This is a genomic window from Mesocryomonas lacus (genome assembly GCF_055730105.2).
Map to the genome: position 1 here is coordinate 369800 of NZ_JBUZWF020000002.1, position 18954 is coordinate 388753.

Below are 18954 nucleotides of genomic sequence, written 5' to 3' on the forward strand. Positions count from 1 at the left end.
CCGCTCAACGTTCGCCCGGTGCTATTGCTGAAGATCATCCAGCTTCCTCTCCGACCGGTCGTCGTTGGCGGGCCACTCGGACAGCAAAGCCTCCAGCGTATCGGCGGCATCGACCATCAACCCGGCGGCAAGGCAGAACTGCAGGCCGTCATCATCATAGTCGTCAACGCGTTGCTGACCTTCCTCGGCGGACCTTCGTAGCCGCGAGATCAGGTGGAGGATCTGTAAAGGGTTGAGCCGAGGCGTCATGTCGATCATTCTCGTTGTCGAATAATCAGGTACGTTCATTCTCGTCGCCGGATGCATGCTGTCGCCAACAGCGCGCGGAAATTGCATTTTGCTGGGTCGTTTTCGAAGTCCGTTGCGACACCAATGGACAGCAAGCCCTGTCTTGCTGGAGGAACGGTAAGGTCGAACGAGCTCAGGCGACAGCTGAAGGATAACACGCGTCAGCCGCCGCAGCAGATCCCTCCCGAACGCCGCCCGTGCAATTCTTTCCGTCCGCGCGTGCGGGGCATCAAGAGATCATCTGGCCTCCCCCAATCGAGGTAGAACGTTCACCCGAATGCCCATCTCGTCATGCGCCGTTCTGGAGCATCAAGCGTCGATGCGACGGGCGAGGCAAGCGCTTCGGGCGTTCAGCCGGCGTTTGGCCGGGCGAAAATGGCGGAACGCGGCGGTTCAGTCTGCTGCAGGAGCGGCCAACCTTGGAGCTGACGGGAGCCCGGCCTTTGCCTTGGCGGCCATGCCGTGCGGCGTCTTCTCCCAACGATGCGGGGCGGCCACCAGTTGGACCATGGCGCGCAGCACGGCAAGACTGACGAGCATCCAGTAGAAATAGACCGACACGAACAGTGGCCGAAACAGGTATCTTTCCTTCGGAGAGAGCGATCTCAGGAGTAGCACGCCGTAGGCAAGATATCCGAGGACCAGGATGACGGAGTCCGCCACGACCAGCGCCTTTAGAAGCAGAGTAGAACCAACGGCTGAGCTCAAGGAATAGAGGATGAACACGAGGGAGAGCGGATGGGCGAGCCCGGACCCCACCATGCCGAAGAACAGGACCTGAAAGGCGAGGAACCCACGGGGACCGAGTTCGCGCCATAGCCGGATGGGTTGGCGCATGTGGACCAGCCAGGTCTGCATCCAGCCTTTCATCCACCGGGTCCGCTGGCGCAGCCAGATACTCCAGCGCTCCGGTGCATCCTCGCCGGTCGGCACGTCGATCGTTCCGACCATCAGCCCGCGGCGGGCGAGGCGGATGCCAAGGTCGGCATCCTCGGTGACGTTGTGGCTGTCCCAGGCGCCGACCGCAACCAGCGCTTCTCGCCGGAAATGGTTGGAGGTCCCGCCGAGCGGCAGCGGAAGGCCCTCGCGGGCAAGCCAAGGCAGAAAGCCCCGGAAGAGGGCGGCATATTCCAGCGCGAAATGCCCCGACAACCAGCTGCAGCTGCCGTTGCCGATGACCAGCGGCGCCTGAACGCAGGCAAGGCGCGGGCCGCCCTGCCGGAACGCCTGCCAGGCGGCGTGCAGCTGTTCGGGATCGGGCCGGTCTTCGGCATCATAGAGAACCAGGAATTCGCCGGTGGCGAGCGGCAGCGCGACGTTCAACGCCTTCGGCTTGGTGCGGGGCAAGGAGGGCGGCACCTGGACGATCTGGAAACCCGGTTGCCCGCGAATGGCTGCCTCGACGGCCGAGATGGTCTCCGGGTCGTCGGCCTCACATACCAGCAACACCTCGAGGCGCGAGCGCGGCCAGCGCAGCGCCGCCAGGCCGGCAACCAGCCTTGGTACCATCTCCGCTTCCCGGCGAAGGGCGACGAGGACGGAGTAGACGGGATGCCGCGGGGGCGGGCTGTGATCGTCGCGGTCGGCGGCGATCGGGCGACCGCGGAAAATGTCGGCCGCCGCCCTCAACCGCCAGAGGTTGCCGACGAGGAACAGCGGCACGATCAGCAGGTGAACGGCAAGGATCACCGCGCCGGTAGCAAACCAAAGGGCGGCGATGAGAAGCGCCAGTGCGCCCGCGCAGGCCAGCCCCTGTGGTCCGGTGAGCACCTCGCGCGCGGACAGCGCCGGTGACCAGGCGGCAAGGCTGAGGCGGGCAGCGTCGCTGCGGGACTTTGCCGATGCTTCCGCGAAATGGCGGGCGATTGCCGTCGGCGTCGTGACGCGCAACGAGGACCGGCGTGCGGGATGGCGGCTGAGGATTCCGCGCAAGGTGCCGATGTCCTCGAAGCGCGGCGCAACGAAGAGTTTCCCGCTGAGATCCTCGTCGCAGGTCCGCAGCGATCTCGGGCAGGCGGCAATTTCGGGGGAGGGCCATCTCGGTTTTCCGACGATGGCATCGCCCGAGGTGATCGGCGCGACCGGGATCGACAGCGCCCTGGCGATGACCTCGGCAAGGTCCTCCTCGCTCGCCTTGCCGGCGCAAATCAACTCCAGCCCGACGTCCGAGCCGTTCAGCCGAGCTGCAAGGCGTGCATTGGCGAGGTCGGCGGGGGTAATGCCGAGCTGGCCGAGAAGGCTCGGCAGTCGGCCGGCGGGAAGGCTAGATGCGCCATCGGCCTGGTTGGGCGCCTCTTCTGCCGCTAGCGTGGCAGATCTTGCAGGGGACGGATCGTCGAGAGATCGCAAGGAGGGCCTTGTGAGGGTCCCCTCGTCACGCATATCAGCGTATCCTGCTGAAAACGGCATGGTGTGCCACCGCTCGTTGACGCAACCCTACGGCGGTGATCCTCCACTGAAGCGCGGATGGCGTGAACAAACCGCTGAGGGAATGATTGGTGTCTCGACTTCTATTCAAGGTTGCTTGTGCGGGAATGCTTCTGCTAACGGCGGTTGTTGCCGGCGCGCAGGAAGCAGCCACGCCGAACTTCTGGGATCAGCGCCAGCGCCTTGCTAAACCTGCCCTGCCGGCGTTGGAGCGGGTGCGGTTCCTGACCAGCGTTGACTATCCGCCCTTCAACTTCCTCGATGCGCGCGGCAGGCTCGGCGGCTTCAACGTCGATCTCGTCCGCGCTGCCTGCGAGGAATTGGGCCTGATCGATCGGTGCCAGATCGAGGCGCGGCCGTTCGCTGACCTTCTTCCGGCGCTGCGGCGGGGCGAGGCCGAAGCGGTGATCGCCGGCGTCGCGGTCACGCCTGAAAGCCGCGGCACACTCGCCTTCACCGAGAGCTATTTTCGTTTCGCTGCACGCTTCGTCACGCGCAACGATCGGCCGCTGGCCGCACCGTTCGCCACGACGCTTGCGCAAAAGCGCATCGGCGTCGTTGCCGGCAGCGGCCATGAGGCCATGCTGAAGGCTTATTTCCCGGTGGCAGAACCGGTGCCGTTCGACAGCCGCGACCTGGCCTTCGCCGCCCTCCGAGGCGGGACAGTCGATGCCGTTTTCGGCGATGGCGTTGGCTTCGCGTTCTGGCTGGAGAGCGATGCGGCCGAGAACTGCTGCAGCTTTTCCGGCGGGCCGTATTTCTCCGAGCGCTTCCTCGGCGAAGGGCTGGCCATCGCCGTCGACAAGAAGAACGCCGATCTCGCCAAGGCGCTCGACTATGCCATCGGCCAGGTCGTCGCCAAGCGGCGGTTCTCGGAGCTGATGCTGCGCTATTTCCCGCTCAGCGCGTTCTGACGGCGATCGATCTCCGGATTTGTTGACGGCGCGCCCGCCCCGCCATAGACGATCCCAGCGGCTGGAGCGCTGCGGCCCCGCCGGGGTTCGCATCGGTGCCGTTCACCGACCGACAAGACCGAGGATCTCATGGCCGCTGCCCGGCACGAATTTCTGACTGTCACCGACGAGCTGGTCACGCAGGCTCAGACCTCGAACGCCTGGCCGTTCGAGGAGGCCCGCAAGCTGGTCGAGCGGCGGGAGAAGACCGGCAAGACGGGTCCAGTTCTGTTCGAGACCGGCTATGGTCCCTCCGGCCTGCCGCATATCGGGACTTTCGGCGAAGTCGCTCGAACCTCAATGGTCCGCACCGCCTTCCGGGCGCTGACCGCCGACGCCGTGCCGACGCGGCTCCTCTGCTTCTCCGACGACATGGACGGCCTGCGCAAGGTGCCGGAGAACGTGCCGAACCGCGAGATGATGCTGACGCATCTCGGCAAGCCGCTGAGCCGCATTCCGGACCCGTTCTCCAACGAGTACCCGTCCTTCGGCGCGGCGAACAACGCCCGGCTGCGCGCCTTCCTCGACCGTTTCGGCTTCGACTACGAGTTCGCCTCGGCCACCGACTACTACGCCGCCGGCCGCTTCGACGAGACGCTGCTGACCATGCTGCGCTGCTATGACGAGGTGATGGAGGTGATCTTGCCCTCGCTCGGGGCCGAGCGCCGTGCCACCTATTCGCCCTTCCTGCCGATCCATCCGCGCACCGGCATCGTGCTGCAGGTGCCGATGATCGACCGCGACGCCGACCGCGGCACCATCACCTATGCCGATCCCGACACCGGCGAGCGGATCGAGACGTCAGTCACCGGCGGCGCCGTGAAGTGCCAGTGGAAGGCCGACTGGGCCCTGCGCTGGACAGCGCTCGGCGTCGACTACGAGATGGCCGGCAAGGACCTGATCGACAGCGTCACGCTGTCCTCGAAGATCTGCCGGGCGCTCGGCGGGCTGCCGCCGGACGGGTTCAACTACGAGCTCTTTCTCGACGAGAAGGGCCAGAAGATCTCGAAGTCGAAGGGCAATGGCCTGACGATCGAGGACTGGCTCGCCTACGCCTCGCCGGAGAGCCTTTCCTTCTACATGTTCGGCAAGCCGCGAGCCGCCAAGCGCCTGCATTTCGACGTGATCCCGAAGGCGGTCGACGAGTACTATTCCTTCCTCGACGCCTTCGGCCGGCAGACGCTCCAGCAGCAGCTGCAGAACCCGGTCTGGCATATCCACGGCGGCGTGCCGCCGACGGAGGGCATCGCGGTCCCCTTCGCCATGCTCCTGAACCTCGTCTCGGCGTCGAACGCCGGCGACGCCGGCACCCTCTGGGGCTACATCACCCGCTACGCCCCGGGCGTCACCGCCGAGACCGCGCCGGAACTCGACCGCATGGTCGGCTATGCCTTGCGCTACTTCACCGACTTCGTCGCGCCGTCCAAGGTGTTCCGTGCCCCCGACGAGGTCGAGCGCGCGGCGCTGGAGACGCTGGACGGGAAGCTCGGCGTCCTGCAGGAGGAGGCCGGCGGCGGGACGGTCGACAGTGACACGATCCAGGATGCGATCCTCGACGTCGCCCGCCCGATCGAGCGCTACCAGGACCTGAGGAAGACCGGTCCGAACGGCGGCCCGGGCGTTTCCGGCATCTGGTTCCAGGCGCTCTACCAGACGCTGATCGGCCAGGAGCGGGGCCCGCGTTTCGGCTCCTTCGTCTCACTCTACGGCATTCCGGAAACGCGCCGGCTGATCCGCGACGCGCTGGACGGCAAGCTGGCCGCCGGCTGAAGTCGCTTTCCGCCTAGAGCGTCCTTACGGACGGCGCTTCAAGGAGCGGCGGGGCCACCCGTCCGCCACATGCCGCGCCCGGCCTTGCGCGAATTGTCCTCGACGATCGTATAGCGGCTGGTGTCCCGCGCGCGGGCCCAGCCGTTCTCGACCAGCCACAGCGCGATATCCGCGTCGCCGAGCTGGCAGCGGGCGGCGATGGTCTCGTCGCGCCGGCCGAAACCATCTGGCACGCTGCAGAGGATCGAACGCGAGCGCAGCCAGCCGCGCAAGGCGGTGCGGGCCTGCATGCCGCAGGGCCAGGCGCTCCCACCCTCGCCACATACCGCCGACGTCGCCAGCGGTTCGATGCCGACCAGGCGGAGCCTGCCACTGCCGACCTGGAAGGTCGCGCTGTCGACGGCGATCGGCCGCGGCAGGAGCCGCAGGCGCGGCGCCGGCGGCCCCATCATTTCGGCCTGTGCGGTGACGCTGGTCGGACGCGGGCCGCCAAGCCGGTTGGAGGAGGGCGCTGGCATTGCCACAGGGGGCGGCGGCAGGACGCGGCCGGCGGGGGCTTCCGCCAGCGAGGCCGGTGGTGCCGCTCCTGCCTTGGGGGCTGTCGAGGTAGATGGCCTGCGGGTGTCGGTATTTGGAGGCCGGCTTTCTGCTGCTGCCTGCGCCTCCGCCGTGGCTTGCGCCCGCCGGCCCTCTGGACCGACCAGCGAAAACACCAGGATCACAAGAACGGCCAGGGCCAGTGCGATCTTCAGGCCGCGCTCGACGTCCGCGCGCGAAGAGGCGCTGCCGGCATCCAGAGACATCAGGCCTTGGGGTCCGTCTGCGCCCGTCTGTGGGCGAGGAGAGAACTGCCAGCGATCACTGGCTGGCCCAGACAATGCGGGCAACCCATTCGATCTCGTCGACCCCGAACTGCAGGTCCGGGAAGTCAGGGTTGACCGAGGCGAGCTCGATCGTTCGTGCAGTTTGCCGCTGCAAAATCTTCGCCATCACCTCACCGGACTTGGTGCGCACCACCACGCGGTCACCCCGGCGCACGGACGTGCCGGGCGAAACGATGACGATGTCGCCCTCGCGGTAGAGCGGCGTCATCGACTGGCCCGCGACCTCCAGGGCATAGACAGGCTCCGTCCCGCCCGCCTGCGGCAGCACGATCTCGTCCCAGCCCTGGCCGACGGGAAAGCCGCTATCGTCGAAGAAGCCGCCGGCACCGGCCTGGGCGAAGCCCAGCAGGGGCACCGAGGAGGGCGCGCGCGACCCGCTCGAACCGGCGCTGGGACCCGGCATGGCTGTCAGGAATTCCTCGATCGTCGAACTGGTGGCCGCCATGATCTTGGAGATCGACTCGGTCGAGGGCCAGCGCGGACGACCATCGACGCTGTTCCGCTTCGATTTGTTGAACGTCGTCGGGTCGAGGCCGGCCTTTTTGGCCAAGCCGGACGGCGACAGCCGGTGCCGCTTGGCAAGGGTATCTATCGCTGCCCAGATGCGCTCATGCGATAACATCGTGACCGTCCGTCGCTACAAGAATGGAGGAATATATACCTCCGAGAACCCTTGTGTAGTGGCCGCAACTCAGCTTGTCCAGTGGCGGGATTCATTGCCAACCACGTTTCGGCGCGGCCGCTACTCGCCGATGCGCAGCGGTCGGCGTCCGCTGTCCAGCGCATGCTCCAGGTCGTCGATGCGGTCTTGGCCGAAGAAGGGCTCGCCGGAGAGGACATAGCCCGGAACGCCCGGAATGCCGGCCGCGACTGCGGCGTCGGCATTCGCCTTGCGGGTGGCCGCCGATTCCGGGGCCTGGGCCTTCGCCATGACCGTCGCGGCGTCGAAGCCGAGCTCTCTCAGATAGGCCTCGATCTGCACGCGGTCGGCGATGTCCTCGTTGCGGACCCAGACGCCGGTGAACACCTTCTCGACGAAGTCGATCGGGTTCTCGCCCAGCGCGATCAGCGCGACAGCGCAGAGGTCGGCGAAGGAAGCATCGACCGGGAAGAACCGGGGCTCGATATTCAAGGGCAACTCGCGGCGCTGGGCCACCCGCTGCAGGTCGATTCGTCGGTAGTCCTGGCGGATCTTCGGCCGCTTGGCGAGCGGGACCTGGCCAGATACCGCCCAGATCGCCGCGAGATCGACCGGGATGAGATTGAGCTTGGCATTGTGCCGGCCGGCGACGGAGCGAATTTCCTCGTGCCCGAGATACGCGTAGGGGGAGGAGGAGCTGTAATAGTAGTCGATCGTCATCGGTCGCTCCTCGTTGCCGGTCAATCCGCTCGCCTTATCCCTCTCGGGGCCGTGACAGCAAGTGTTTCCTCCAGGAACCTCGGCCGAATTATGGCATTGTTGTGGAGCGTTCTGCGCTGTGCTCTGTGGGCAATGAGCTGTAGGCGCATGTGCGATAGACGCGCCGAAACAGGACAGTAACAGATCATGAGCCTTCGTTTCGGCACCAGTACCAGCGAGGAAATGCGCCGGCGGGCGAGCGAGCCCGGACGGGGGAGGGATGCTGCACATCCGACGGCAATCCCTTGGAAGGGCTGGAAGGACGTTTTTGTCCGGCTCTATGTCTCGTTCTTCGAAGACCGTGTGCTGCTGATCGCGGCGGGTGCGACTTTCTATCTGCTGCTGGCGCTGTTCCCGGCCTTCGCGGTCTTCGTCTCCGCTTACGGCTTCGTCGCCGATCCCTCGACCATTTCCGAGCACATCGCCTTCATCGGGCAGTTCCTGCCGCAGGCGGGAACCGAGCTTCTGCAGAATCAGCTGGAGACGCTGGTCAGCCAGGACCCGGCCTCGCTGTCGCGTGGCTTCATCATTGGTCTCGCCGTCGCGCTGTGGAGCGCGAACAACGGCATCAAGACCTTGTTCGAGGCGATGAACGTCGCCTATGGCGAACAGGAGCAACGCAGCTTTATCAAACTGAACCTCGTCGCCTTCTGCTTCACCCTCGGCGCCGTGTTCATCGGCATCATGCTGATCGTCACCGTCGGCGTGGTGCCCGTGATCATGAAGATCTTCGGCCTGTCGAGCTTCAGCGACGTGCTGATCGCCTCGCTGCGCTGGCCCGTGGTGTTCGCGCTGATTGTCGGCTCCATCGCCATGATCTACCGCTATGGTCCCAGCCGAAACCGCGCCCGCTGGAGCTGGGTGATTCTCGGGGCGCTGTTGACCGCCGTAGTCTGGCTGGCCGCTTCGATCGCCTTCTCCTGGTATCTCCAGAATTTTGCCAATTACGGCGCGACTTACGGCTCGCTCGGCGCCGTCATCGGCTTCATGATGTGGGTCTGGGTGTCCTCGACGATCTTCATCATCGGCGCCGAGATCAACGCCGAGCTCGAGCACCAGACGGCGCTCGATACCACGGACCTGCCGGCGAAGCCGCTCGGCGAGCGCGGGGCGCGGGTCGCCGATACCATCGGCAAGAGCGCTTCTCGGGGAAAGCCGGCGACCAGCGAAAAGCGCGGCCTCTTCCGCCGGGTGCGCAAGACGCAGAGCGTTTAAAGACCGCGGGACTGTTCAACAAAAAGGGGCGAGCCGGGTGGCTCGCCCCTTTTTGTTTGTGCCTGCAGTCTGCGTCTGCGTTCAAGCGGCCTGGGCTTCCGCCGGCGCAAAGCGGCCGTAGAAGCTGTCGCCCTTGGCGGCCATGTCGCGCAGCAGCGGCGTCGGGGCGAAATGCGTGCCGTACTTCGCCGCCAGCCGCTCGCAAAGGGCTACGAAGGTCTTCACGCCCATGCCGTCGATGTAGGAGATCATGCCGCCGGTATAGGGCGCAAAGCCGAGGCCGAGGATGGAGCCGACATCGGCCTCGCGTGGATCGGTCACGACGCCTTCCTCCATGGTCCGTGCGGCTTCCAGCGCCATGGTGACGAGGAAGCGCTGCTTCAGTTCGGGGAAGTCGACGTCCTCTGCCTTCTTCTGCGGGTAGAGCGCCTTCAGGCCCGGCCACAGGCTCTTTTTGGCGGGCTTGGCGGGGTAGTCGTAGAATCCCTTGCCGTTCTTGCGCCCCAGCCGTCCCTCGTCGTCGACGAGCTTGTTGATCAGCGCGAAATGCGCCGGGTTGACCGCGCCTTCGCCCTCGTCGCGGATCGTCGCCTTCATGATCTTTTGCGCGAGGTCGACGGCCGTCTCGTCGTTCAGGGCGAGCGGGCCGACCGGCATGCCCGCGAACTTCGCCGCGTTCTCGATCATCGTCGCCGGCACGCCCTCGATCAGCATGTCGTAGGCTTCAGAGATGTAGCGCAGGAAGCAGCGGTTGACGAAGAAGCCGCGGGTATCGTTGACGACGATCGGGGTTTTCTTGATCACCCGGACGAAGTCGAGCGCAACCGCCAGAGCGGTATCGCCCGTCTTCTCACCCATGATCACCTCGGTCAGCATCATCTTGTCGACCGGGGAGAAGAAGTGGATGCCGATGAACCGCGCCGCATCCGGGAAGGCCTCGGCAAGGGAGGTGATCGGGATGGTCGAGGTGTTCGACGCGAAGATCGCACCCGGCTTCAGCACGGCGGCGACCTTGCGGGTGACATCGGCCTTCACCTCGCGGTCTTCGAACACCGCCTCGACGACGAGATCGGCCTCGCCAAGCGCGGCATAGTCCGGCGTCGGGGTGATCCGGCCGAGGAGGGCGGCGGCCTCGTCCTTGGTGGCGCGGCCTTGGCCAACCAGCTTCTCGATCAGGCCCTGGCTGTGCGCCTTGCCCTTGTCGGCCGCTTCCTGGTCGCGGTCGACGAGGATGACTTTCAAGCCTGCCTTGGCGGTGACATAGGCGATGCTCGCGCCCATGAAGCCGGCGCCGACGACACCGATGGTGGTGAGCGTCTGCGGCGCGACCGACTTCGGCCGGCGGGCGCCCTTGTTCAACTCCTGCAGCGAGACGAAGAGCGAGCGGATCATCATCGCCGCCTCGGTGGTCTGCAGTACATTCGTGAACCAGCGCTGCTCGACCTTCAGCGCGAGGTCGATCGGCAGCAGCAGGCCTTCATAGACGCATTTCACGATCGCGCGCGCGCCGGGATAGTTGTCGGACGTCTCCTTGCGGTAGAGCGAGGAAACGGCCGGCCAGAGCTGCGCCCCTTGCGCCGAATAGACCATGCCGTTCGGCAGCTTGAAGCCCTTCTGGTCCCAAGCCTTTACCGGCGAGAGGCCGGCCTTCAGCATCTCCTTGGCCTTGGCGACGAGTTCGGCCTGCGGCACGACCTCGTCGATCAGCTTCATCGCCTTCGCCTTCGAGGCCGAGAGCGTCTCCCCCTTCAGCAGCATCTGCAGCGCCGACTGGGTGTCGGTCATGCGCGGCACGCGCTGGGTGCCGCCGGCCCCTGGAAAGAGTCCGACCTTCACCTCGGGCAGACCCATCTTGGCGGTGGCTGCGGCGACGCGGCCGTGGCAGGCCAGGGCCAGTTCGAAGCCGCCGCCCATGCAGGTGCCGTTGATCGCGGCTACCCACGGCTTTCCCGCGGTCTCGAGCTTGCGATAGATCCACGACATGCGGCCCGCACGCTCGAAGAGCTCGGCGATCGCGCCCTCGGGATCGGCCGCTTTCTTCGCCTCGAACTGGTCGAACATGCCGCGCAGCATTTTCAAGTCCGCGCCGCCGGTGAAGCTGCCTTCCTTGCCCGACGTGATCACCACGCCCTTGACGGCGGCGTCGCCGGCGAAGCGGTCGATCAGCGCGTCGAGTTCGCCCATCACCTCCTCGGTGAAGACGTTCATCGAGCGGTCCGGCATGTCCCAGGTGACGAGGGCGATGCCGTCGCTATCGGTATAGATGGTGAAGTTCGTCATGGCGATCTCCTGGCCGTCAGGCGACGGCGGTGTCTGTCGAATGTTTTTGCGATGCGTCGGCCTGCCGGCGGCAGGATGCCGGCATCCGATCTCGGACTTTATGCATCCATCGTCAGGTGCGCCCGCTGCGAGCCGAGACTGCGCGTCCTGTCGCTAACCGTATCGCCGGTATGCTTGGTTTCCGCAGGCTCGAAGAGCAGGATCCAGCATTCCGACGGGGCCAGCGGGTGGTGCTCGATGCCCCGCGGCACGACGTGGAAATCGCCCTCCCGCAAGTGGACGTCGGGCCGGTCGCGGTAGCGGATGGTGACCTCACCCTTCCAGACCAGGAAGAGCTCATCTTCTTCCGCGTGCGCATGCCAGACGAGTTCACCCTCGATCTTGGCGACCTTGACGCTCTGACCGTTGAGGTCGGCGATGACCCGCGGCGACCAGTGATCGGTGACCGCGCCGAACTCTTCGGAGATGGATCCTGTGCCGGCCATCAGATGCGCTCGATGATGGTCGCGGTGCCCATGCCGGCACCGATGCACAGGGTCACGAGCGCGGTCGTCTTGTTCGTGCGCTCCAGCTCGTCGAGCACCGTGCCGAGGATCATGGCGCCGGTGGCGCCAAGCGGGTGGCCCATGGCGATGGCGCCGCCGTTGGCGTTCATCCGGGCGTGGTCGATGTCGAAGGCCTGCATATAGCGCAGCACCACGGCGGCGAAGGCCTCGTTCAGTTCGAACAGGTCTATGTCGGCGAGCGTCATGCCTGAGCGCGCGAGGAGCTTGTTGGTGACGTCGACCGGGCCGGTCAGCATCAGCGCCGGATCGGAGCCGATATTGGCGAAGGAATGGATGCGGGCGCGCGGCTTGGCGCCGAGGATCGCGCCGCCTTCCTTGGAGCCGAGGAGGACGCCCGCGGCGCCATCGACGATGCCCGAGGAATTGCCGGCATGGTGCACGTGGTGGATCGCCTCGACCTCCGGATGCGCCTGGATGCCGACGGCGTCGTAGCCGCCCATTTCGCCCGGCATGGCGAAGGAGGGGTTCAGCGCGCCCAGCGACTGCATGTCGGTGCTGGGGCGCATGTGCTCGTCCCTGGCGAGGATCACCAAGCCGTTCTGGTCCTTCACCGGCACGACGGAACGGTCGAAGCGGCCTTCCGACCAAGCGGTCGCCGCCCGCTTCTGACTCTCGACGGCATAGGCGTCGACATCGTCGCGGCTAAAGCCGTATTTGGTGGCGATGAGGTCGGCCGAGACGCCCTGCGGCATGAAGTAGGAGGGGATGCCGACGGACGGGTCCATGAACCAGGCGCCGCCGGCCATGCCCATGCCGATGCGCGACATGGATTCGACGCCGCCGGCGATGACGAGGTCATGCGCGCCCTGGACGATGCCGCCGGCGGCGATGTTCACCGCATCGAGGCCCGAGGCGCAGAAGCGCGAGATCTGCATGCCCGGCGCCTTGACGTCGTAGCCGGCCTCGAAGGCGGACGCGCGCGGGATGACGGCACCGGCCTCGCCGACCGGATCGACGCAGCCATAGACGATGTCGTCGACCTTCGACGTGTCCATGCCGTTGCGGTCGCGCAGCGCCTCGAGCACCTTGGCGCCGAGCCGAACGGCCGGCACCTCGTGCAGCGCCCCGTCCTTCTTGCCGCGGCCGCGGGGGGTGCGGACGTGATCGTAGATGTAAGCTTCGGCCATGTTGGAGCCTCCCAGGCTGATTGGCATTGCCGCAGGCTCGCCCGCGGCCTCTACTTAAGCTGCCTCGACGACGAGGCGGAGTTTGCGTCCGAGCACCGTCAGCGCATTTTCAAGATCGCTGACGGCATCGGCATGATCCGGATCCAGAAGCGCATCGAGTTGCCACGGTTTTAGGCCGGACAGCCCGTGAAACGCTTCCTTCGACAAATGGGAGCGCCGGAATTCCTCAATGAAGGCGATCTTCAGAAGGTCATCGGCATGAGGAGACACCATGATGTCTCCCTGAGAGAAGGACTTCGGCAAGGCGAGACCAGCAGAAAGATACCCGCGGAGCGCAAAGCCCAACGCTTCGGCGGCAGCGCGCAGCGCATCGGCCCGGTCGCGCCCGAACGTCATCGCTTCCGGCACGTCCGGAAATGTCGCGTTGACGCCACCGTCCGGGTCGTCCGTGAGAATGGCGAGGTAGCGGTAATCATGCATGGCCGTCCTCCAGTCCCAGTTGCTTGCGAAGGTTTCGTACCATCGTCGGGGTCAGTTCGCCGCTTTGAACCGTCGTGAACCGAGCCCCGAGATGCACACGATAATGGCTACCCTTGCCACTTCCTTCAACGATCCGGAAATCCAGACCGCGTCGCCGGGCCTCTTTGCGCAGTTCCCGCAAGAACGCCTCGCGCTTCACGGCTTGGCGTCCGCATGCCGCGCCCCTAGAACGCCTCCGCGTCCAGCGCCATCATCGTGTCCGCGCCGGAAGAAATCCGGGCGAGGTGTGCCGCGGTCTCGGGCATCAGGCGCTCCATGAAGAAGCGGGCGGTGACGAGCTTCTTTTCCATGAACGCAGCATCGCCGTCGCCACTTGCGAGCTTGTCCTGCGCGACCTTCGCCATCCGGCCCCACATGTAGCCGAGCGAAACGAGGCCGAAGAGGTGCATGTAGTCGGTCGAGGCGGCGCCGGCATTGTCGGGCTTCATCATGGCGTTCTGCATCAGCCACATCGTCGCCTGTTGCAGGTCCTTCAATCCCTTGTGGATGCCCTTGGTGAAGGGTGCCATCTTCTCGTCGGCGCGGTGTCCCTCGCAGAAGGCGCCGACCTCGGCGAAGAAGGCCTGGATCGCACGGCCGCCGTTCAGGGCCAGCTTGCGGCCGACGAGGTCGAGCGCCTGGATGCCGTTGGCGCCCTCGTAAATCTGGGCGATGCGGGCATCGCGGACGAACTGCTCCATGCCCCATTCCTGGATGTAGCCGTGCCCGCCATAGACCTGCTGCGCCATTACGGCGTTGTCGAAGCCCTTGTCGGTGAGCACGCCCTTGATGACCGGGGTCATCAGGCCCATCCAGTCGTCGGCGGCCTGGCGCTCCTTCTCGTCTGCCGCGCGGTGTGACAGGTCACCCTTCAGCGCCGTCCACAGCACCAGCGCCCGGCCGGCCTCGTTGACGGCGCGGATGCTCATCAAGATGCGGCGGATGTCGGGGTGGACGATGATCGGGTCGGCCTGTCTTTCTGGCGCCTTTGCGCCCGAAAGCGAGCGGCCCTGGATGCGGTCCCGGGCATAGACGACGGCGTTCTGGTAGGCGATCTCGGAGATGGCGAGGCCCTGGATGCCGACGCCGAGCCGCGCCTCGTTCATCATCGTGAACATGGCCCGCAGGCCCTTGTCGGCCTCGCCGATGAGATAGCCAGTGGCGCCGTCGTAGTTCATCACGCAGGTCGCGTTGCCGTGGATGCCCATCTTCTCCTCGATGGATCCGCAGGAGACGCCGTTCCGTACCCCGGGCTTGCCGTCGGCATCGAGCACGAACTTCGGCACGATGAACAGCGAGATGCCCTTGGTGCCGGCAGGCGATCCCTCGATGCGCGCGAGAACGAGGTGGATGATGTTCTCCGACAGATCGTGCTCGCCGGCCGAGATGAAGATCTTCTGCCCGGAGAGCGCATAGCTGCCGTCGCCGTTCGGAACGGCCTTGGTTCGGAGCATGCCGAGATCGGTGCCGCAATGCGGCTCCGTCAGGTTCATCGTGCCGGTCCAGATGCCGTCGATCATGCTGGGCAGGTAGGCGTGCTTCTGCGCGTCCGTGCCGTGGATGGTGATGGCAGCGATCGCACCGGCGGTGAGGCCGGGATACATCGCAAACGCCATGTTGGCCGAGGACATGAACTCGTTGACGGCCGCCGACAGGGTGTGCGGCAGTCCCTGGCCGCCGTACTCCGCTTCAGCCGACAGGCCGCCCCAGCCACCTTCCCGGAAGGTGGCATAGGCCTGCTTGAAGCCCGCAGGCGTCGTCACGGAGCCGTCGGCATGCCGGGTGCAGCCCTCGCGGTCGCCGATCTGGTTCAGCGGGTGAAAGACCTCGGAGGCGACGCGTCCGGCCTCGCCGAGAATGGCCTCGACGATATCAGGGGAGGCATCGGCAAAGCCCGGAAGGTTCGAATGGCGATCGATGCCAAGAACGTCGTTCAGCACGAAGAGCGTATCGGCGACGGGGGCCTGGTAGACCGGCATGCTTGTCCTCCTCCAAGGCGCAAACTTTGACGTTTACGTCAACGTGCAAGACATACCGTTTCGGTTGGGCGCTTTCAAGGGCGGGATGGAAATGGGAGCCGGTGGGGGCTGGCAGGACCGTGGCAAGCGGGGAGGCGTGCTTCCGACGGAGTTAAGCGCAGGCGGGGCGCCGGGCCCCAGATACGGGATTTCCCCCATGACCATGGATGACGACTTCGAAGGGAAATCATTGACCAAAACAACGGGCTGCGCCGCATGCCCGACCTTCGTCTGTGCGCAATGCGGCTGGAGGGATGACCGACTTGTGCTCTCATCGCCCGTGACAGCGCCTGCTGCAGCCTCTATCGACGCGGCGAGCCTTTCGGTCGCACTTGCTTTGAAAAGCAAAGCGGATTCGACTGTGCCCCGACGAATCAACGGATATGCGACAGCGGATGAATGCGATCCTGCGCCGGATGCGGCAGGCGGAGTGCGAGGGAATCGAGACATCGCTGAACGGCGGTGCGCTGGTCTGCGACCCCTCCGGCGTTCTCTTTGCGCCGGCGGAGAGCCTGCTCATCGTCTCCGACCTGCACCTCGAAAAGGGGGCAGCCTTCGCGCGCCGCGGCATGATGCTGCCGCCCTATGACACGGCGGCAACGCTCGAGTTGCTGGGTCTGGCGCTGGAGCGCTACCAGCCGAAACGCGTCGTCTGCCTCGGCGACAGTTTTCACGACCGGCACGGCGCCGCCTTCATGCCCGCGAAGTTTCGCGAGGTGCTGGTGAGCCTGATGGCTGGACGCGAATGGATCTGGATCTCGGGAAACCACGATCCCGAGCCGCCGGCCTTTGTCGGTGGCGAGACGCTGGAATGCGTTACCATCGGTCCCTGGACCTTCCGGCACGAGCCGAGCGCCGGCCATGTGCCGGGTGAGATCGCAGGCCATCTCCATCCCGTCGCCCGCGTCGGCGGCGGCGGTCGCAGCGTTCGGGGGGCTTGTTTCGCCTCGGATGGCGAGCGGATGATCATGCCGTCCTTCGGCGTCACCACCGGCGGCCTGAACGTCCTGGACCGGGCGTTTCACGGCCTGTTCCGGGCCGGCTGCGCAAAGGCCTACGTGATCGGCATCCGCAGCATCTATCCCATCGCCTTCTCGAGCCTCTGCCGCTGACGCGTCAGTAGGTCGAGAAGAACGCGACGATCATGCAGAGGACGACGACGGCCGTCAGCACGATCCGCAAGGTGCGGAAGGCGAGCGGCAGCTTGCCGCGCTGGATTGCCGTGACGTCCCATGCGCCTTGCGCCAGGAAGCCGACGGCAAGGGCCGCAAACAACCAAGGCGCGGGCAGGAACAGGCAGAACCAGGCGAACAGCGAGCGCAGGACCGACAGCCCGAGCGTCAGCCGCCCGCGGCTCGCCCGCATCAGCGAGGCGCCCCAGCGGATGCCGCCGAGGAAGGACAGGATCACCGCCCCGTAACCCGACAGCGCCTTGATCAGCATGTCGAAGGCGATGAACGCGGTCCCGGCATAGGCGAGCAGCCCCGTCATCACGATGAACGGGATCAGGCCACCCAGCCCAAGAATCCAGAGCATCCGGCTCTGGGCCGGCGCGGCGTCGTCGGCAGTCAAGGTCATGGCATCAGTCCCGTTTGAAGATCAGCCGGCCGAGCCAGCCGGTCACCATGGCCAGCGCCACGGCAAACACGCCGTAGAGAACGCCGTAACGCTCCGCAAGGTTCGATACCGTCGTCTCAAAACCGGATTTCACCACCCAGAGCTTCTCGTCGCGCTCGCGCAGAAAGACCCCGTTGCGGAACAGGAAGGCGCGCGCCGTGTGCAGGCCGACGGGCAGATCGGCAGGCAGCGCCAAGTCGGCGCGGAAGAGCGTCGGGCTGACGAACTCGACGGCGCCGAAGGATTGCGCGTAGAGGCCGCGGCTGATCCGGATGCGGCGCAGGGCCGTCGCGTACTCGTCGCGGTTGGGCGAGTTGACCAGCGGGTCGCGGCCGATATCGGTGCGCAGGTTGTCGATGCCGATGGACAGTTGCTCCAGCGTCTTCTGCGGGGCGACGTCGTTCAGTTGCCGGGTCGATGCAAGCGTGTAGGAGGCCGGGGCGCTGGAGAAGCTCTCCGAGCCGCGGTTGATCCAGAGGCCAAGCACGCGTTCCTTCTCGCGCACCACCAGCGGCGTCTTCGGGCCCTCCAGCGCGACGACGATGTCGTAGCCGCCCTGTCGCAGCACCCGCCCGTCAGCATTGTCGAGCGCGCCGAAGACCACAAGACGGGCGCCGCTGAAGTTGGAGGCGATGACGATCTGCTCGGTCGAGAGGCCGATCTCGAAGGTCTCGGGAAGGCCTGCCGCTGCTGCCGACTTGCCGGGTTCGGGCAGTGACTGCGGAACAAATTTCGGCGTGGTGCGAATGGTGACCTCGGGCGACGAGGGGCTGCTGACCGGCGGCGCGCCGGGCGCCCGCGCGGCTGGCGGCGGCGGCGTCGACGGGGCCGGCGTCTCAGCATCCGCAAGGGTCGAAGGCAGCAGCAGGACCGCGAGGGTGAAAAGCGCCTTGCCGACCACCGGACGCATCACTTCACCTCGCCGCTCGGCAGGCTGATCGAGTAGATGTCGCCGGGACCGACGATGAGTTCGCCGCCGAGGCGCGCGCAGACGGCAAGGACCAGGATCGCGAGGAGCGCCCGCAGCTGCTCGCCGCGCAGCTTGCGGCCGGCCTGCGCGCCGAACTGCGCGCCGACGACGCCGCCGACCATCAGGAGGAAAGCCAGCACCACGTCGACCGTCGTGTTGGTCGCCGCCTGCAGCACGGTCGAGATGGCCGCCGTGAAGATGATCTGGAACAGCGAGGTGCCGATGACGACGCTCGTCGGCACGCGCAGGAGATAGATCATCGCCGGCACCATGATGAAGCCGCCACCAACGCCCATCACCGCGCCGAGAATGCCGATGGCGAAGCCGAGGCCGAGCACGGGAATGATCGACACGTAGAGCTTGGAGCGCTGGAAGCGCATCTTCAGCGGCAGCTTGTTGACCCAGTTGTTGCGGCCATGCCCCGCCACCTCGCCGGAGCCGCCGGCGCCGACCCGGCGCATGGCGTTAATGCTTTCAACCAGCATCAGCCCGCCGACGGTGCCGAGCATCACGACGTAGAGGATAGACACGACGAGATCGAGCTGGCCGATCCGGCGCAGAAGGGTGAAGATCGCAACGCCGACGACCGAGCCGAGCGCACCGCCGATCAGCAGCATGCTGCCGAGCTTGAGGTCGATCGTGCCGCGCTTGTAGTGCGCGAGCGCCCCCGAGAAGGATGCGGCGATCACCTGGTTGCCGCCGGTGGCGACCGCGACCGCAGGGGGGATGTTGTAGAAGATTAGGAGCGGGGTAATCAGGAAGCCGCCGCCCACCCCGAACATGCCCGACAAAAAGCCGACGGCCGCTCCCATGCCGATAATGACCAGCATGTTCACGGAGATCTCGGCAATCGGCAGGTAAAGGTTCAAGGGCACGGTCTCGGTGCTTTGCCGCAATGCGACAAAGGGGCCAGACCGTCTT

Annotated in this window: 18 protein-coding genes; 4 read left to right on the forward strand and 14 right to left on the reverse strand. The window is 66.0% G+C overall.

Annotated elements, in window-relative coordinates; translation table 11 throughout:
- Nucleotides 1-21 precede the first annotated feature (21 nt).
- Together ACZLZQ_RS06810 and ACZLZQ_RS06815 are read right to left on the reverse strand one after the other, a co-directional pair.
- Entirely contained in the window at nt 22-258 is a 237-nt protein-coding gene (locus ACZLZQ_RS06810; RefSeq protein WP_472948718.1) for a hypothetical protein, read from the reverse strand.
- A 423-nt stretch (nt 259-681) separates the two neighbouring features.
- A complete protein-coding gene (locus tag ACZLZQ_RS06815) occupies nt 682-2670 on the reverse strand; it encodes a glycosyltransferase (protein WP_472948719.1) in 1989 nt (662 codons plus the stop codon).
- A 152-nt stretch (nt 2671-2822) separates the two neighbouring features.
- Here ACZLZQ_RS06815 and ACZLZQ_RS06820 point away from each other — a divergent pair, with 152 nt between their 5' ends.
- Together ACZLZQ_RS06820 and ACZLZQ_RS06825 are read left to right on the forward strand one after the other, a co-directional pair.
- Nucleotides 2823-3629: a transporter substrate-binding domain-containing protein gene (locus ACZLZQ_RS06820; protein ID WP_472948720.1), complete on the forward strand. Its 807-nt coding sequence runs from the start codon at nt 2823-2825 to the stop codon at nt 3627-3629.
- Nucleotides 3630-3758: 129 nt separating this feature from the next.
- Nucleotides 3759-5438 (forward strand): lysine--tRNA ligase, encoded by a 1680-nt coding sequence (locus ACZLZQ_RS06825; protein ID WP_472948721.1) that lies wholly within the window; start codon nt 3759-3761, stop codon nt 5436-5438.
- A gap of 38 nt (nt 5439-5476) precedes the next feature.
- Here ACZLZQ_RS06825 and ACZLZQ_RS06830 read toward each other — a convergent pair whose 3' ends face one another.
- The 3 genes from ACZLZQ_RS06830 to ACZLZQ_RS06840 all read right to left on the reverse strand — a co-directional run bounded on the left by ACZLZQ_RS06830 (nt 5477) and on the right by ACZLZQ_RS06840 (nt 7682).
- Nucleotides 5477-6241, reverse strand: a complete 765-nt coding sequence (locus ACZLZQ_RS06830; RefSeq protein WP_472948722.1) for a thermonuclease family protein — start codon at nt 6239-6241, stop codon at nt 5477-5479.
- Nucleotides 6242-6296: 55 nt separating this feature from the next.
- The gene (locus ACZLZQ_RS06835) at nt 6297-6944 is read right to left on the reverse strand and encodes a S24 family peptidase (RefSeq protein ID WP_472948723.1); all 648 of its coding nucleotides are present in this window, start codon (nt 6942-6944) and stop codon (nt 6297-6299) included.
- Between the two features lie 120 nt (nt 6945-7064).
- On the reverse strand, nt 7065-7682 hold the full coding sequence (locus ACZLZQ_RS06840) for a 2-hydroxychromene-2-carboxylate isomerase (protein ID WP_472948724.1): 618 nt from the start codon (nt 7680-7682) through the stop codon (nt 7065-7067).
- A gap of 186 nt (nt 7683-7868) precedes the next feature.
- On the opposite strand from ACZLZQ_RS06840, the gene ACZLZQ_RS06845 reads away from it, so the two are divergent.
- Entirely contained in the window at nt 7869-8936 is a 1068-nt protein-coding gene (locus tag ACZLZQ_RS06845; protein WP_472948725.1) for a YihY/virulence factor BrkB family protein, read from the forward strand.
- An 81-nt stretch (nt 8937-9017) separates the two neighbouring features.
- Here ACZLZQ_RS06845 and ACZLZQ_RS06850 read toward each other — a convergent pair whose 3' ends face one another.
- The 6 genes from ACZLZQ_RS06850 to ACZLZQ_RS06875 form a co-directional block, all read right to left on the reverse strand.
- Nucleotides 9018-11216, reverse strand: a complete 2199-nt coding sequence (locus ACZLZQ_RS06850; RefSeq protein ID WP_472948726.1) for an FAD-dependent oxidoreductase — start codon at nt 11214-11216, stop codon at nt 9018-9020.
- 98 nt (nt 11217-11314) lie between these two features.
- On the reverse strand, nt 11315-11701 hold the full coding sequence (locus ACZLZQ_RS06855; protein WP_472933756.1) for a cupin domain-containing protein: 387 nt from the start codon (nt 11699-11701) through the stop codon (nt 11315-11317).
- The gene (locus ACZLZQ_RS06860) at nt 11701-12909 is read right to left on the reverse strand and encodes an acetyl-CoA C-acetyltransferase (protein ID WP_472948727.1); all 1209 of its coding nucleotides are present in this window, start codon (nt 12907-12909) and stop codon (nt 11701-11703) included. Before ACZLZQ_RS06860 ends, ACZLZQ_RS06855 begins: the two co-directional genes overlap by 1 nt.
- A gap of 54 nt (nt 12910-12963) precedes the next feature.
- The gene (locus tag ACZLZQ_RS06865; protein WP_472948728.1) at nt 12964-13389 is read right to left on the reverse strand and encodes a type II toxin-antitoxin system HicB family antitoxin; all 426 of its coding nucleotides are present in this window, start codon (nt 13387-13389) and stop codon (nt 12964-12966) included.
- Entirely contained in the window at nt 13382-13588 is a 207-nt protein-coding gene (locus ACZLZQ_RS06870; RefSeq protein WP_472948729.1) for a hypothetical protein, read from the reverse strand. Before ACZLZQ_RS06870 ends, ACZLZQ_RS06865 begins: the two co-directional genes overlap by 8 nt.
- A gap of 25 nt (nt 13589-13613) precedes the next feature.
- On the reverse strand, nt 13614-15407 hold the full coding sequence (locus tag ACZLZQ_RS06875; protein ID WP_472948730.1) for an acyl-CoA dehydrogenase C-terminal domain-containing protein: 1794 nt from the start codon (nt 15405-15407) through the stop codon (nt 13614-13616).
- A gap of 434 nt (nt 15408-15841) precedes the next feature.
- On the opposite strand from ACZLZQ_RS06875, the gene pdeM reads away from it, so the two are divergent.
- The gene (gene pdeM / locus ACZLZQ_RS06880) at nt 15842-16558 is read left to right on the forward strand and encodes a ligase-associated DNA damage response endonuclease PdeM (protein ID WP_472948731.1); all 717 of its coding nucleotides are present in this window, start codon (nt 15842-15844) and stop codon (nt 16556-16558) included.
- Nucleotides 16559-16562: 4 nt separating this feature from the next.
- On the opposite strand, the gene ACZLZQ_RS06885 is transcribed toward pdeM, so the two are convergent.
- The 3 genes from ACZLZQ_RS06885 to ACZLZQ_RS06895 are packed head-to-tail and all read right to left on the reverse strand — an operon-like array spanning nt 16563 to nt 18902.
- Nucleotides 16563-17024: a DUF3429 domain-containing protein gene (locus ACZLZQ_RS06885; protein ID WP_472948732.1), complete on the reverse strand. Its 462-nt coding sequence runs from the start codon at nt 17022-17024 to the stop codon at nt 16563-16565.
- A gap of 4 nt (nt 17025-17028) precedes the next feature.
- Nucleotides 17029-17973 (reverse strand): TIGR02186 family protein, encoded by a 945-nt coding sequence (locus ACZLZQ_RS06890; protein WP_472948733.1) that lies wholly within the window; start codon nt 17971-17973, stop codon nt 17029-17031.
- Complete coding sequence (locus ACZLZQ_RS06895) at nt 17973-18902, reverse strand: sulfite exporter TauE/SafE family protein (protein WP_472933749.1); 930 nt, start codon at nt 18900-18902, stop codon at nt 17973-17975. Before ACZLZQ_RS06895 ends, ACZLZQ_RS06890 begins: the two co-directional genes overlap by 1 nt.
- Nucleotides 18903-18954 lie beyond the last annotated feature (52 nt).

Excerpts from the sequence above, each read along its gene's own strand:
- ACZLZQ_RS06810 (WP_472948718.1), bottom strand. The coding sequence starts at position 258 with ATGATCGACATGACGCCTCGGCTCAACCCTTTACAGATCCTCCACCTG.
- ACZLZQ_RS06815 (WP_472948719.1), bottom strand. The coding sequence starts at position 2,670 with ATGCGTGACGAGGGGACCCTCACAAGGCCCTCCTTGCGATCTCTCGAC.
- ACZLZQ_RS06820 (WP_472948720.1), top strand. The coding sequence starts at position 2,823 with ATGCTTCTGCTAACGGCGGTTGTTGCCGGCGCGCAGGAAGCAGCCACG.
- ACZLZQ_RS06825 (WP_472948721.1), top strand. The coding sequence starts at position 3,759 with ATGGCCGCTGCCCGGCACGAATTTCTGACTGTCACCGACGAGCTGGTC.
- ACZLZQ_RS06830 (WP_472948722.1), bottom strand. The coding sequence starts at position 6,241 with ATGTCTCTGGATGCCGGCAGCGCCTCTTCGCGCGCGGACGTCGAGCGC.
- ACZLZQ_RS06835 (WP_472948723.1), bottom strand. The coding sequence starts at position 6,944 with ATGTTATCGCATGAGCGCATCTGGGCAGCGATAGATACCCTTGCCAAG.
- ACZLZQ_RS06840 (WP_472948724.1), bottom strand. The coding sequence starts at position 7,682 with ATGACGATCGACTACTATTACAGCTCCTCCTCCCCCTACGCGTATCTC.
- ACZLZQ_RS06845 (WP_472948725.1), top strand. The coding sequence starts at position 7,869 with ATGAGCCTTCGTTTCGGCACCAGTACCAGCGAGGAAATGCGCCGGCGG.
- ACZLZQ_RS06850 (WP_472948726.1), bottom strand. The coding sequence starts at position 11,216 with ATGACGAACTTCACCATCTATACCGATAGCGACGGCATCGCCCTCGTC.
- ACZLZQ_RS06855 (WP_472933756.1), bottom strand. The coding sequence starts at position 11,701 with ATGGCCGGCACAGGATCCATCTCCGAAGAGTTCGGCGCGGTCACCGAT.
- ACZLZQ_RS06860 (WP_472948727.1), bottom strand. The coding sequence starts at position 12,909 with ATGGCCGAAGCTTACATCTACGATCACGTCCGCACCCCCCGCGGCCGC.
- ACZLZQ_RS06865 (WP_472948728.1), bottom strand. The coding sequence starts at position 13,389 with ATGCATGATTACCGCTACCTCGCCATTCTCACGGACGACCCGGACGGT.
- ACZLZQ_RS06875 (WP_472948730.1), bottom strand. The coding sequence starts at position 15,407 with ATGCCGGTCTACCAGGCCCCCGTCGCCGATACGCTCTTCGTGCTGAAC.
- pdeM (WP_472948731.1), top strand. The coding sequence starts at position 15,842 with ATGAATGCGATCCTGCGCCGGATGCGGCAGGCGGAGTGCGAGGGAATC.
- ACZLZQ_RS06885 (WP_472948732.1), bottom strand. The coding sequence starts at position 17,024 with ATGACCTTGACTGCCGACGACGCCGCGCCGGCCCAGAGCCGGATGCTC.
- ACZLZQ_RS06890 (WP_472948733.1), bottom strand. The coding sequence starts at position 17,973 with ATGCGTCCGGTGGTCGGCAAGGCGCTTTTCACCCTCGCGGTCCTGCTG.